14 protein-coding genes are annotated in these 13,305 nt (G+C 45.1%); 9 read left to right on the forward strand and 5 right to left on the reverse strand.

Annotated features, from left to right (window positions below; all coding sequences use genetic code 11):
• Positions 1 to 88 precede the first annotated feature (88 nt).
• The 4 genes from hemE (at position 89) to OSC7112_RS22700 (ending at position 5,787) form a co-directional block, all read left to right on the forward strand.
• Positions 89 to 1,153 (forward strand): uroporphyrinogen decarboxylase, encoded by a 1,065-nt coding sequence (gene hemE / locus OSC7112_RS22685; RefSeq protein ID WP_015178097.1) that lies wholly within the window; start codon positions 89 to 91, stop codon positions 1,151 to 1,153.
• Positions 1,154 to 1,556: 403 nt separating this feature from the next.
• The gene (locus OSC7112_RS22690) at positions 1,557 to 2,522 is read left to right on the forward strand and encodes an NAD-dependent epimerase/dehydratase family protein (RefSeq protein ID WP_015178098.1); all 966 of its coding nucleotides are present in this window, start codon (positions 1,557 to 1,559) and stop codon (positions 2,520 to 2,522) included.
• A gap of 468 nt (positions 2,523 to 2,990) precedes the next feature.
• Positions 2,991 to 4,583, forward strand: a complete 1,593-nt coding sequence (locus tag OSC7112_RS22695) for a B12-binding domain-containing radical SAM protein (protein ID WP_015178099.1) — start codon at positions 2,991 to 2,993, stop codon at positions 4,581 to 4,583.
• A 304-nt stretch (positions 4,584 to 4,887) separates the two neighbouring features.
• Positions 4,888 to 5,787, forward strand: a complete 900-nt coding sequence (locus OSC7112_RS22700) for a M48 family metalloprotease (protein ID WP_015178100.1) — start codon at positions 4,888 to 4,890, stop codon at positions 5,785 to 5,787.
• On the opposite strand, the gene OSC7112_RS38520 is transcribed toward OSC7112_RS22700, so the two are convergent.
• Positions 5,769 to 5,975 (reverse strand): hypothetical protein, encoded by a 207-nt coding sequence (locus tag OSC7112_RS38520; protein ID WP_150111584.1) that lies wholly within the window; start codon positions 5,973 to 5,975, stop codon positions 5,769 to 5,771. The two genes, OSC7112_RS22700 and OSC7112_RS38520, sit on opposite strands and share 19 nt — an antisense overlap.
• Before the next feature lie 63 nt (positions 5,976 to 6,038).
• Between OSC7112_RS38520 and OSC7112_RS22705 the strand changes: the two genes are divergently transcribed.
• Entirely contained in the window at positions 6,039 to 6,311 is a 273-nt protein-coding gene (locus tag OSC7112_RS22705) for a hypothetical protein (protein ID WP_015178101.1), read from the forward strand.
• Positions 6,311 to 6,727: a type II toxin-antitoxin system VapC family toxin gene (locus OSC7112_RS22710; RefSeq protein WP_015178102.1), complete on the forward strand. Its 417-nt coding sequence runs from the start codon at positions 6,311 to 6,313 to the stop codon at positions 6,725 to 6,727. The genes OSC7112_RS22705 and OSC7112_RS22710 overlap by 1 nt, the downstream gene beginning before the upstream one ends.
• A gap of 203 nt (positions 6,728 to 6,930) precedes the next feature.
• On the opposite strand, the gene OSC7112_RS22720 is transcribed toward OSC7112_RS22710, so the two are convergent.
• Positions 6,931 to 7,290, reverse strand: coding sequence for a hypothetical protein (locus OSC7112_RS22720; RefSeq protein WP_015178103.1), 360 nt, complete (start codon positions 7,288 to 7,290; stop codon positions 6,931 to 6,933).
• 65 nt (positions 7,291 to 7,355) lie between these two features.
• Positions 7,356 to 7,592: a hypothetical protein gene (locus tag OSC7112_RS22725; RefSeq protein ID WP_015178104.1), complete on the reverse strand. Its 237-nt coding sequence runs from the start codon at positions 7,590 to 7,592 to the stop codon at positions 7,356 to 7,358.
• Positions 7,593 to 7,864: 272 nt separating this feature from the next.
• Between OSC7112_RS22725 and OSC7112_RS22730 the strand changes: the two genes are divergently transcribed.
• From OSC7112_RS22730 to OSC7112_RS22740, 3 genes are all read left to right on the forward strand, one after another.
• The gene (locus OSC7112_RS22730; RefSeq protein WP_015178105.1) at positions 7,865 to 9,247 is read left to right on the forward strand and encodes a helix-turn-helix domain-containing protein; all 1,383 of its coding nucleotides are present in this window, start codon (positions 7,865 to 7,867) and stop codon (positions 9,245 to 9,247) included.
• A gap of 92 nt (positions 9,248 to 9,339) precedes the next feature.
• Positions 9,340 to 9,816, forward strand: coding sequence for a Panacea domain-containing protein (locus OSC7112_RS22735; protein ID WP_015178106.1), 477 nt, complete (start codon positions 9,340 to 9,342; stop codon positions 9,814 to 9,816).
• Positions 9,797 to 10,240, forward strand: coding sequence for a hypothetical protein (locus tag OSC7112_RS22740; RefSeq protein WP_015178107.1), 444 nt, complete (start codon positions 9,797 to 9,799; stop codon positions 10,238 to 10,240). The genes OSC7112_RS22735 and OSC7112_RS22740 overlap by 20 nt, the downstream gene beginning before the upstream one ends.
• Positions 10,241 to 10,343: 103 nt before the next feature.
• Here the strand turns inward: OSC7112_RS22740 and ftsH4 are convergent, their stop codons facing one another.
• Both ftsH4 and OSC7112_RS22750 read right to left on the reverse strand, forming a co-directional pair.
• Entirely contained in the window at positions 10,344 to 12,212 is a 1,869-nt protein-coding gene (gene ftsH4, locus OSC7112_RS22745) for an ATP-dependent zinc metalloprotease FtsH (RefSeq protein WP_015178108.1), read from the reverse strand.
• A gap of 565 nt (positions 12,213 to 12,777) precedes the next feature.
• A complete protein-coding gene (locus OSC7112_RS22750; protein ID WP_015178109.1) occupies positions 12,778 to 13,284 on the reverse strand; it encodes a TspO/MBR family protein in 507 nt (168 codons plus the stop codon).
• Positions 13,285 to 13,305 lie beyond the last annotated feature (21 nt).

Raw genomic sequence — 13,305 nt, forward strand, 5'->3', positions numbered from 1 at the left:
GTACACACAACGATTTTGTCGAAAAGGACGATCGCACAGTGGTAAGCTACCAAAGGCATTGAAATATCTAAGGTAGAGAAAAGTTAAAATGTCGGCATTAAATGAAGTTCCCTTGTTGTTGCGGGCAGCCCGCGGCGAAACCCTAGACCGCCCGCCCGTGTGGATGATGCGCCAAGCCGGTCGCTACATGAAAGCCTATCGAGATTTGCGAGAAAAGTATCCCTCATTTCGCGAACGTTCCGAAATTCCCGAAGTGGCGATCGAAGTTTCCCTTCAGCCGTGGCGCGCGTTTCAACCCGACGGCGTAATTCTGTTTTCCGATATTGTCACACCCATGCCGGGTTTGGGAATCGATATGGACATTGCCGAAGGCAAAGGCCCGATTATCCACGCACCCATTCGCACTCAGCAGCAAATCGACAACCTGCAACCGCTGAACCCGGAAGAAAGCTTGCCGTTTATCAAAACAATCCTGAAATCCCTGCGCGAAGAAGTCGGCAACAAATCCACCGTGCTCGGTTTTGTGGGCGCGCCGTGGACGCTGGCGGCCTATGCGGTTGAGGGCAAAGGTTCTAAGGATTATGCCATCATCAAAAACATGGCATTTTCCGATCCAACTTTACTGCATCAGTTGCTGTCGAAATTCGCCGATGCGATCGCCGTTTACGTGCGCTATCAAATCGACTGCGGCGCGCAAGTCGTGCAAATGTTCGACTCCTGGGCCGGCCAACTGTCCCCGCAAGACTACGACACCTTCGCTCTACCTTACCAGAAACAAGTATTCGAGCAAGTCAAAAAAACCCATCCCGACACCCCGCTAATTCTGTTAGTCACCGGTAGCGCCGGCCTCCTCGAACGCATGACAACATCCGGCGCGGATATAATCAGCGTCGATTGGACGGTTGATATGGCCGACGCGCGCAAGCGTTTGGGCCCGAATATGAACGTTCAAGGAAATCTCGATCCGGGCGTGTTGTTTGGTTCTCAACCGTTTATTCGCGATCGAATTCTTGATACAATTCGCAAAGCCGGTCATCGCGGACACATCCTCAACTTGGGACACGGCGTGTTACCGGGAACTCCCGAAGATAACGTGCGTTTCTTCTTTGAAACAGCAAAACAAGCCGACAAATTGCTTGCAGTTGCTGCTTGAAATTGATTGCGATTCTAGAATCCGATCGAATCCGGTTAATTGCACCTGATATTTGTAGGGAGACGGCAATGCCGTCTCCCTACCGTGGAAAAAGATTATATAATCGGAGCGAATCCGGTTAATTGCACCTGATATTTGTAGGAAAACGCTATTGCCTATTAATGTCAACTTAACGTTAAACCCGCAGTCCGGCAGGGACTTAAGTCCCTGCCTCAAAGCTAAAGTCCTCTTAAGAGGACTGAGAAAAAGACTTGTAAACTCATTAGTCCTCTTCAGAGGACTTTAGCTATTAGACAGGGACTTAAGTCCCTGGCGGCTTTAGGCGTAAGTTGACACTAATAGACCATGCCGTCTCCCTACCGCCCTTAAAAGCGTCAAATCCTCCCTCTTCCCCTGCGGCAAAATGAACGCCAAAAAAATTTTCATAACGGGTGCAAGTGGCTGTATCGGTCACTACATGGCCGAAACTTTGATTCAAGAAACCAACCACGAACTTTACCTCTTAGTTCGCAACCCCGAAAAATTAAAATTTGACTGGAAAGCCCGCCCCGGCATCCATATAATACAAGGCGATATGCGAGATATCGATCGACACGCCGAACTTTTGCAAACAATTAATGTCGCAATTTTAGCTGCCACTGCTTGGGGAGGAACTCAAGAAGTGTTTGACGTTAACGTCACCAAAACTCTCCGGCTAATTCAACTACTTTCGCCACAGACTTGCCAGCAAGTAATTTATTTTTCAACGGCCAGCATTCTCGGTCGAGACAACAATTTGCTCAAAGAAGCCGGGGAACTGGGAACAGATTATATTCGGACAAAATACAACTGCATGGTGCTTTTGTCAGCCTTGACAAATCTGCCTCCGATTACGGCACTTTACCCGACATTAGTATTGGGAGGAGACGCCGAAAAACCAGTCTCTCACTTGTCATCTGGCCTGCCACTTGTCGCAAAATGGATTGGTTTGATTCGCTGGTTTCAGGCAGATGGCAGTTTTCACTTCATCCACGGCGCAGATATTGCTAAAGTAGTTAATTATTTAGTTCAACATCCGCAGGCTTCCGAGGAACCGCGACATTTTGTACTAGGAAATCCGGCGATTACAGCTAACGAAGTGGTAGAACAAGCTTGCACGTATTTGAATAAAAAGATATTTTTTCGGATTACTCTGTCACCTTGGCTGGCCGATTTCTTTATTTGGCTGTTCCGAATTCAGGTGGCTGCTTGGGATAGATTTTGCATCAGCTACCGCCATTTTACCTATCAAAATCTTGTGAATCCCGAAAGCATAGGAATGCCGAGTTACTGCGGCACAGTTGCCGATATGTTAAGAACTAGCGGGATTCCCGGCAAAGATTCAAAGTAGGCGAGAAGGAAGTTCGGCAGCGGGCTATGTACGGGATTTAACGGAGGTAACGGATTTAACGGATAAATGTTGAGGAAAAAGGAAGAGGAAATGTGCATCAAACTACTAATGTAGGCCGCACCATAAGCACTTTACGAGATATATGTAGGGTACGCCTCGGCGCACCTTGCGAATAATGTAAGTGTTTGAAGTTCTTTTTTGCCTTAGTCCCATGCTTTTTAAATGCGATTATCGTCAATTAAGGGTCAAATACGATAAGATATCAGCATTTGCCAACTTTAACAGGGAACTGCAAGCTAAAAATTGCGCTCATTTTGTATGTCTTAGGGGGTGTGACCCCTCACCAGATATTCGATCGAGTGCAAGATCGTAATTTTAGCCTTAACATGAAGTCTTGAGAGTCGATCGAACTCTCACGCCCCGCCAGCCCGATCGCAAGTTGTTTACTGATGTGAGGTTTAACATATAATGCGAGTTCTCCTAGTTTATCCCCTGTTTCCGAAAACATTTTGGTCTTACGAGAAAATCCTAGAATTAGTCGATCGTAAAGTGCTGCTGCCACCGCTGGGTTTAGTAACGGTAGCAGCTATTTTACCCCAAGAATGGGAATTTAAGTTAGTCGATCGCAACATCAGACAAATCACCGAAGCAGAATGGGAATGGGCAGAGCTCGTTATTCTGTCCGCAATGATTGTCCAAAAAGCAGATTTGCTAGACATAATTCGCGAAGCAAAACGGCGCGGTAAATCCGTAGCTTGCGGCGGCCCCTACCCGACATCCGTACCCGAAGAACCTCAAGCAGCGGGCATAGATTACCTGATTCTCGACGAAGGCGAAATCACCTTACCGATGTTTGTCGAAGCAATAGGGCGCGGCGAAAAAAGCGGAATTTATCGATCGGACGGCGTAAAACCCGATGTTACCACAACCCCGGTGCCCCGCTTCGACTTGCTGGAATTAGACGCCTACGACTCGATGTCAATTCAATTTTCCAGGGGCTGTCCTTTCCAGTGCGAATTCTGCGATATCATCGTCCTCTACGGCCGCAAACCCCGCACCAAAACCCCCCAACAATTGATAGCAGAATTAGATTATCTCTACAACTTGGGCTGGCGGCGCGGCGTGTTCATGGTAGACGACAACTTTATCGGCAACAAACGCAGCGTCAAACTATTGCTAAAAGAATTAAAAGTCTGGCAAGAAGAACACAAATTCCCCTTTACTTTCAACACAGAAGCATCCATCGATTTAGCCCAAGACCAAGAATTGATGAATATGATGGTAGCGTGCAATTTTAATGCAGTGTTTCTAGGTATTGAAACTCCCGACGAAGAAAGCCTGCAAATGACGAAAAAATTCCAAAATACCCGAAATTCCCTGATAGAATCCGTAGAGTTAATTGCCAAATCAGGTTTGCGAGTAATGGCAGGATTTATCATCGGATTTGACGGCGAAAAACCCGGTGCCGGTCAGCGGATTGTCAAGTTTGCCGAAGCAGCAGCAATTCCGAGCACAACCTTTGGAATGCTGCAAGCTTTGCCGCACACGGCATTGTCCCACAGACTAGCAAAAGAAGGGCGGTTGCGCGACAAATCTGGCAACCTCAACCAGACTACTTTGATGAACTTTATCCCGACGCGGCCTCTCGAAGATATTGCCCGCGAATATGTCGAGGCATTCTGCGAAGTGTACGATGCTGAGAAATATTTAGACCGCACTTATCGCCATTTCTTAATGTTGGGTGCACCGACAGCAAATATACCTGCAAGAATTCCCAGTTGGATAGATTTGCGAGCACTGTTAACTGTGGTATGGCGTCAGGGAGTCAAGCGCAAAACTCGGTGGAAGTTCTGGCATCATTTGTTCAGCATTCTCAGACGCAATCCTGCGGTTTGGGATCATTATTTAACAGTATGTGCTCACAACGAGCATTTCCTCGAATACCGCCAGATTGTGCGGGATGAAATTGAAGCTCAATTGGCTGAGTTTTTGGCTAATGAGTCTCAAACTGTATATCAAGAACCTGTTGCTGTTGAGGAAAAGCAAGTGCAAGCGGTTTAGGGTTCGAGAATTCTACGGCAGATAAACGCAGACAAACGCAGATGAATGTAACATTGTCTGCGTTTATTTTGTTTTTAATCTCGTTTCCAGGTTCTGGCTGGCAATGTCATATCCTGCGCCTCTGCAGCCTGTTGAGAGCAGGCGAGAGCTCCTCCCGAGGCATTCCCAGTTTCTGACTGAAAAGGTGAAATACTACTATTGGCGGCAGCAGTTATTTCGGCAGATAGAGACGCGATCGCCCCCAAGTATGAAAATCTAATAACAAGCTCAAAAATACCAAAATATCGATCGCCCTCAACCCGCCATGTTAGGAACAAATCAACTCAGAACAGCCGCTCTCTTAGGACTCCTAAGCGGTCTTCTCGTTTTAGGAAGTTATTATTTAATCGGCAACGAGCAAGGACTTTACATCGGTTTAGCGCTAGCCGCCTTCTCAAGTTTTAGCTCTTGGTACTATTCCGACACGGCAGCGTTAATGGCTTACCGCGCTCAGCCGATCGCCCGCAGCGAAGCACCCGAAATCTACGATATGGTAGCATCCCTGAGCGAAAAAGCCCAAATTCCGGTGCCGAAAATCTTTGTAGTTCCCACTCAATCTCCCAACGCATTCGCCACAGGAAGAGACCCGGAACACGCGACAATAGCAGTTACTGAAGGCATCATCAATCTGCTTTCCCGCGAAGAATTGGAAGGCGTTTTAGCACACGAACTGACGCACATCCGCAACCGCGACACCCTCACTCAAGCAGTTGCAGGGACAATTGCCGGTGCAATTACATTTGTCGGGCGAATTCTGACTTTTGGAGCGCTTTACGGCCCGGTAACGCGGGATAGCAGACAAGGCGCGAATCCCTTTGGTTTGCTGTTTTTAATCATTTTAGCACCGCTATCAGCAACCGTAATTCAATTGGCGATTTCTCGGACGAGGGAATTTGCAGCCGACAGCGGTGCGGTGGAAATTACCAATAACCCGATCGGTTTAGCAAACGCGCTGCAAAAATTAGAGAAAATGGGTCATGAAATTCCGATGCACGGCAATCCTGCGATGTCGCCGCTGCTGATTGTGAATCCTTTTTCGACTAAAGGTTTGCAGTCGCTTTTCCGCACTCACCCGCCGACAGAGGATCGGATTCACCGCCTTTTGGCGATCGCGCAGCAGCAGCAGCAAGGTACTCCAGTTATGGCTTACATCAACGGAGTTTGAGCGATCGAAAATGCAGCAGTATTTAGAAACCCGGTGTTTTGAAGCAGCCGGGTTTCTGTATGTTTATTTGGTTTTTGGTTATTAATTAGGTAGGGGCGATCGCTGTGGGTAGAATCATCGCACTGTTTGGTATTTGCTGTGACGGGCAAGATCCTTACCCATTCAATAGCACCTATACGAGCGGTCAAGATACTGATCGAGGTGAACAGCTTTGAGGTAAACTGGAATTGCTCTAAGTTCTGGAGTCTGACATGGAAACAATGAAACTGATCTCGCATATTGGATCTGATGGCATATTGCTTCTCCAAATGCCCGCTGAGTTTAAAGATACTTCTGTGGAAGTTGTGGTAGTTGTACAGCATCTACCATCGGAGGAAGTTAAACCGAAGTATAACGCTTGGGGACAACTGACTACTAAAAAATCTATTCAAGCAGCAATTGCTAGAATGCTACAACTCCGGCAAGAAATTGCCTTGGATAAAAGCTCAATCCGTTCCATGATTGAAGAAGGGCGCAGGTTTTAATGCAGTTTGTATTAGATTGTTCTGTAGCCATCAGTTGGTGCTTAGTGGATGAAGATAACGATTATGCCAATGCTATACTCGCGATTATGCCAGATTGCGAAGCATTTGTACCAGGAATTTGGTCGCTAGAAGTTGCTAATACTCTCCTGGTTGCCGAGCGACGAAACCGCATGACGAGTGAGCAATCTGAGATGGCTATTGCTTTGTTACAATCACTTTTAATTCAGGTTGATGAAGCTACGAATAGCAACGCACTCTCCTCAACTCTCGTACTAGGAAGACAAGAAGGTTTAGCTGCTTATGATGCAGCTTATTTAGAGTTAGCAGTACGATTGAAATTGCCGATCGCAACACTTGATAACCGCTTAGCGGATGCCGCAACTCGCTGCGGCGTGGCATTGGTAGTTATTGATTGAGAAATGCCACAGACGGATCGAGCTTAATAAAACCGACAAGAGAAAGTTAAATATTTTTCTGGGCGATCGCTATCTGTACAATCATCGTATTGGAATGGTGGAAATAGATAAGGTTATTAAAAAAAAGATGTTGGGTTTCCTTGCGTCAACCCAACCTACCAGTAAGGGTGATCGTGCTGCGTAAGTCCTGAGAGAAAATAAATTCAACCCCATTTCTCTTCGCAGTAAGCGATGATAGCCTCTCCTAGCAGTTTAACTATCCCTGCTGCGATCGCAGGCTTTATCAAGAAAGCCGCTGGACCAGCTAAAATAGCCGCTTCTAATGCCAAAACTTTACCTGCAACAGCAGCAAGTCCTATTTCACCAGCAAGAGCAGCTGCATCCTGTTGTGAGAACTCTGATTTGTAAATAGAACCAATGTGATAAGCCATAATAGCTTCTTGACTTAGAAGAACAACAGCCGCTGCACCAGGAACCAAAGCAGTTCCACACACAACGGCAACAGCGGCAGCCGTATTACCATTAACCCAGTTTCTTGCTCTTTCACGCTGAGATTGAGACATAGAGTTTTAATTGGATACTGTTGATTAACCGGACATGATATTACCAACTTGAGTTTTGAAGTAGGTTAATTAACTTTGCTCACTTTTGAAATATTAGACTTTCTGCCGTTTTTGGGGTTATCTATTGTCTGCCAATCATTGTAGTCATTGAAATCAATTAGAATTTCTTGACCTACCTCTACACCAAGACTGTCAGAATACAAGACAACGTAACGATTTCCACTCTTTGCTTGAATAAGCATTTTGTAGTTCGGATACTCAAGCCCAAAAGTTTGCAAAACCTTAAACGCCTCAGTTCTCATTGAATTACTCTCTTGTGAATCATTTAAAAGAAGGTAAGCTAATACCAAGCCTGCATTAGTGAAAAACTTTCTCCAATGAAGCAAACTTGACTTTTATCCAGACTAGCAAGTAGTTTTTCTGTTGTCGCTTGCAAAAAATCTGATCGTTATCGGGACTTTTCGAGTTGATAACAGACAAAAAATTGGGAAATATGGGAAAATGTTGGGAAATGTTGGGAAATGTTGGCAAATGTTGGGTACAATACAATCAACCCTGACATCTACCCGACTCTATGAACCTTAAGGAAATGGTAAAACTCGCAGACGATATGGTGTTTGCCAAAACAGGTAAGCATCTCAATGACTTACAAGAGAAAATCCTGCGCGGGACATGGCAACATGAGGATTACAACGAGATTGCCAAGGACGTTAACCTCTCTGAGGCTCGTGTTAGAGAGGTAGGAATGGAATTATGGCAAAGCCTTTCACAAGAGTTGGGAGAAAAAGTTAGTAAATCGAATTTTCGCTCCGCAATGGAGAGGCTGCAAATCTCGATATCTTCAAAATATTTTTTACCACAAGACTCTGTTCAAATAGGTTGCATTAATTATTGTGAAAAAGCAAAACACCTTACCAATACACCAAATTCAACCGAATCAAAAGAACAAACATCTAACCCACAACAAACTCAAACTCTACATCAAGATTTAAGCGAAATGCCGGAGTTAGGCACTTTCTACGATCGCACTCTCGAACTCGACACCCTCACCACATGGATTTTACAACAACACAGCCGCCTGATCGCGCTCACTGGCATCAGCGGTATCGGCAAAACCACCTTAGCAGTGCAACTCGTACAACAAATAAAAGATGAATTTGAATGCGTCATTTGGTGCAGCATCGACGCCTCCTACACCCCAGATGAATTTGAACATAAACTAATACAATTTTTATTGCAGTCAGAAAAGCTAGATTCACCTGCAACTAACCCGAAACGCTTACCGCTAATTAAGTATTTGCAAAAGGATCGCTGTTTAATAGTCTTGGATGACGTTCATAACCTTTTCTGTAGTGGCGAATCAGCAGGAAAGTATAAACCAGAGTATGAAGAATATCGCTCTTTATTCAAACAGATAGAAAAATTATCCCATCAAAGTTGCTTGATGTTAATCGGTTGGGAACAACCGAGAGAAGTGACTCAAGTTAAAAACCAAAATACTTCTATTCGTACCTTACAACTCAAAGGTTTAGACACCGCAGCCGGACGGGAAATACTCAGAGATTATGGGTTAGAAGAAATCGACAACAGTGAAGCACTCATTCACCGCTACCAAGGCAACCCCCTATGGTTGAAAAGCGTGGCGACTCTGATTAAAGAGTTGGGAATCAGCGCGACAGAATTATTACTAGATGATAGCATATTGTTGCCGGAAGATTTGAAAGATGTTTTACAGCAGCAGTACGATCGCACTTCCGAACTAGAAAAACAAGTTATGTCTTTGTTGGCTAGGGAAAACCAGCCAGTCAACCTAGCAAACTTGCTAGGAAAAAGACAAATATCATCATCAGATTTACTCAACGCGCTCCAATCTTTATCACGGCGCTGCTTGATAGAAAAACAGGAAAGTCTTTACACTCTTCCCCCTGTATTGAGGCAGTATATCAAAGGGTTGTAACCAAAATAGTCCAGAAATAGAAAATCTCAAATCTCAAATCGAATAATCGCCCTGTGCTATCATAGAATACAAAACTTATTGAGTCGAATTATATGACCGCAATAACTACAGTAACAACAGCCTCCAAACTGGCTGATTACTACATCTGGTTCGCGAATGACGTAGGCTCCTATCTCAGCAACCACAAGCTACAAAAACTATTGTACTATGCCCAAGCATGGTATCTAGCCTTTGAAGATAAACCGCTTTTTGATGAAGATTTTGAAGCCTGGGTGCACGGGCCGACTATCCCGGCTTTATTTTACGAATATAAAGAACAATTTGGGTTTAAGCCAATTCTCAAAGAAGTTGAAAAACCAGAGTTTCCACAGGAAGTACAAGAGTTTTTAGACGACTTATCCGATGATTATTTCTTTCGAGATGCTTATGAGTTAGAATTGATGGTGCGACGCGAAGACCCTTGGATTCAGGCTAGAGGTGAATTGCCAAGAGATGAACCTTGCCGTGCTATTATTTCTAAGGAATTAATGAAAGCATACTACAAAACCCGTGTCATCGAAGAAGAATAAAAAAAGAAAAGACACAAATCTTCGCAGTCAGCCATCTTCCGCCAAGAGAGAGGTTGTCGAGATACAAATACCCGAAGGAATTAGTTTTTCTTTCAGGTATTATCAGGATGACAAAGATAAATTTTCACTTGCCGATAGAGATTCTAGATATCTAGCATCTCTATTGAGAAGGCTGCGCGATTTATCACAATTGAAATCTCAAGAAATTATCAATAATCAGAGTAAAAGCCTGCGCTGTCATGGAATAGTCTGGCAAGATACAACTGAACCTAATGGCTTCGGCATTCCCAATGAAGATGAGCTAGTAAATATCCCCTACCAGTTTCAAATATCTGCTAATGAATACGGCAGGGTGCATGGATTTTTTAGTGAAAATATTTTTTATATTGTCTGGTTAGACCCAGACCACAATCTTTACAGTTGAAATTATTATAAATTTTGGCGTAGTCAATCAAAAAACGCAGATGATATTGCACTCATCTGCGTTCATCTGCGTTCATCTGCGGTTTAATTAAACCCTATTAAACTCAAGCCGCAACCTTATCTAAAGGTCGCACTTGACCGAGTAATTCGCGAAGTGCGTCACCTTCCACCACCTCAGTTTCCAACAGTTTCTGCGTAATTGTTTCCAACAATTCCCGATTTGCTTTCAGAATATCCACAGCTTGCTGGTGTGCAGTTTCGACAATTTCCTTCACTTCTTGGTCGATCGCCTCAGCAGTTTGAGCGCTGACAGCGCGGCGGGCATTTCCTATACCGTCATTGAGGAACATTGCTTGTTGACCTCGATCGTAAGCTAGAGGCCCCAAAACCTTACTCATCCCGTAAGTTGTCACCATCCGTTCAGCTAAATCCGTCGCCCTTTGCAAGTCGTTGGAAGCGCCAGTAGTAATGCTACCAAACACAACTTCCTCAGCCGATCGCCCGCCCAACAAAGTCGCAATTTGACCCCGCAATTCCGACTCATCTAACAAAAAACGGTCTTCAGTCGGCAACTGCAAAGTATAACCCAAAGCAGCCATGCCGCGAGGGACGATCGAGATTTTGGCAACTTCGCCGCCGCCAGCCATCAGAGCACCAACCATCGCGTGTCCGACTTCGTGATAAGCAACAATGGTTTTCTCTTTTTCATTGAGCACGCGGCTTTTCTTTTCCAAGCCCGCTACAATCCGTTCGATCGCCTCTGCAAAGTCTTCCTGTGCTACAGTTAGGCGTTTGTTGCGCCCCGCCAACAAAGCAGCTTCATTCACCAAATTTGCCAAATCTGCGCCGGAAAAACCGGGGGTGCGAGTGGCGATCGCCTTCAAATTAACATCCGGGCCCAACTTCACTTTTTGAGCGTGAATATTCAAAATTGCTTCGCGGCCAGATAAATCCGGGCGATCGACTAAAACTTGGCGATCGAAACGGCCGGGGCGCAACAAAGCAGCATCCAAGCTTTCCGGGCGGTTAGTTGCAGCCAGCACAATTACCGTAGTATTGCCCGCAGCAAAACCGTCCATTTCAGTTAACAGTTGATTGAGAGTTTGTTCGCGTTCGTCATTACCGCCGTACATCGCGTTACTGCTGCGGGATTTGCCGATCGCGTCCAATTCATCAATGAAAATAATACAAGGAGCCTGTTTCTTAGCCTGCTCGAATAAATCTCTAACTCTTGCAGAACCCACACCTACAAACAGTTCCACAAACTCCGAACCCGAGATGCTAAAAAACGGCACGCCAGCTTCACCAGCCACTGCTTTTGCTAACAGCGTTTTGCCAGTTCCCGGAGGCCCGACTAACAGCACGCCTTTCGGAATTCTCGCGCCAATTGCCGTAAAGCGATCGGGAGTTTTCAGGAACTCAACAACTTCGACTAATTCAGTTTTAGCCTCTTCTACTCCAGCCACATCGGCAAAAGTAATTTTCGCCGCTTCGCCTTCTACGTAGACCTTAGCTTTGCTTTTGCCGATCGAGAGCGCACCCTGCGGCCCGCCAGCACCCCGGTTCATGAAAAATTGAAAAATCGCCACAAAAATCAGCGGAGGAACCACCCAGCTTAAAACACTGCCGATCCAGCCATTTTTGGAAGGGGGAGTTGCCGCAAATTCAACGCCTTTTTCTTGCAAAAGTTTAGGAAGTTCCAGGTCAAAAATCGGCGTAGTTGACAGAATTTGACCGGGTTTGTCGCCTTCGCCTTTGAGTTGGTAGCGAATTTCATTTTGGCCTACCGAAGCTCGCGCCACATCTTGTTCTTGCACTTGATGGACGAACAAGCTGTAAGGCACTTGCGGAATTTGCGGGCCGAACAAATTCGGCAAAAAGATATTCGCCAGCAAAAACAAACTTGAGAGCAATAACAAAATATTGCTAATTTGCCTAAAACGAGGTGGTTGGGGCTGGTCTTTAATTGCCATTGATAACGATCGTCCTTTAATTTTAACCAGTTTTATTCATTTATTTTCTCATCCAATACGCACACAATGTCAAGCGGATTCCCTCACTCGATCGGTCGGTTAACCCGGTAGCACGGATTTGCTATTATTAACAATATTTTTTTTACGAACCGCGAACAGTAACAGGCGAGACGCCTGTTCCACAAAAGAAGAAAAGAGAAGATAAGAACGGAACAGTAACAGGCGAGACGCCTGTTCCACAAAAGAAGAAAAGAGAAGATAAGAACGGAACAGTAACAGGCGAGACGCCTGTTCCACAAAAGAAGAAAAGAGAAAATAAGAGAGTTATAGTTGTGAATGGTTAGTTAAGCTGTTCTACATTTAAATTGTCTGTTAAAAAACAATTCCCCGTCTTGTGGGGTGGGCCTATGAGCCCGCCCTGAATATACAATTTAAATGCGCGACAGCTTAGTGGTTACTGGATGGTTATTTACTTCAGAATCGCTTGAAAATTCTCTCGCTCTTTTATTACTTAGTGGAACAGGCGTCTCGCCTGTTATCCTTCGCGTCTTCGCGGTTGTTATATTTATGCAGCTTCTGGGTTTAAATTAATCATTTCCCAAGTAGTATAAGTGCCGATCGCACCCCAAATCGCGTAAGGCAAAAGTAACAAAGCGGCGGTTTGAGAAATCGGCAAAACAGCCAACGTCAGCACAACTCCCAAAATCTCCCCAGCCCCTCCCAAAATCGTCCCTACTTTGAGACTTTTGGCTCTGAGAGTAGCAGGAATATAAGCAACTGTTACAATTTCTAAAAGCAAGTACAAAGCCATCAGCAGCAAAGTTTTGAGACTACCGGGTTCCTGTTCCCACACGAAAGTAGCGCTGCCGGCCCCGCAAGCGAAAATCACCGTCCAAATAAACGGAATAGCAGGCTCAAAAAACATCCAATCCGGTCTTTGAAGTTTGATGGCCCAGTTAATATCGCGCAGTTTAAAAAACAAAGTGCCGAAGGCGACTGAGAAAGTCACCCCGCCGATAATCATCCAAGATTGAATCATGGTTTTCAACTTTCCAATTGCTCGATCGCTCATTAAGTCGATCCTGGCAACTCC

It is taken from the genome of Oscillatoria nigro-viridis PCC 7112 (assembly GCF_000317475.1).
Taxonomy (GTDB): domain Bacteria; phylum Cyanobacteriota; class Cyanobacteriia; order Cyanobacteriales; family Microcoleaceae; genus Microcoleus; species Microcoleus nigroviridis.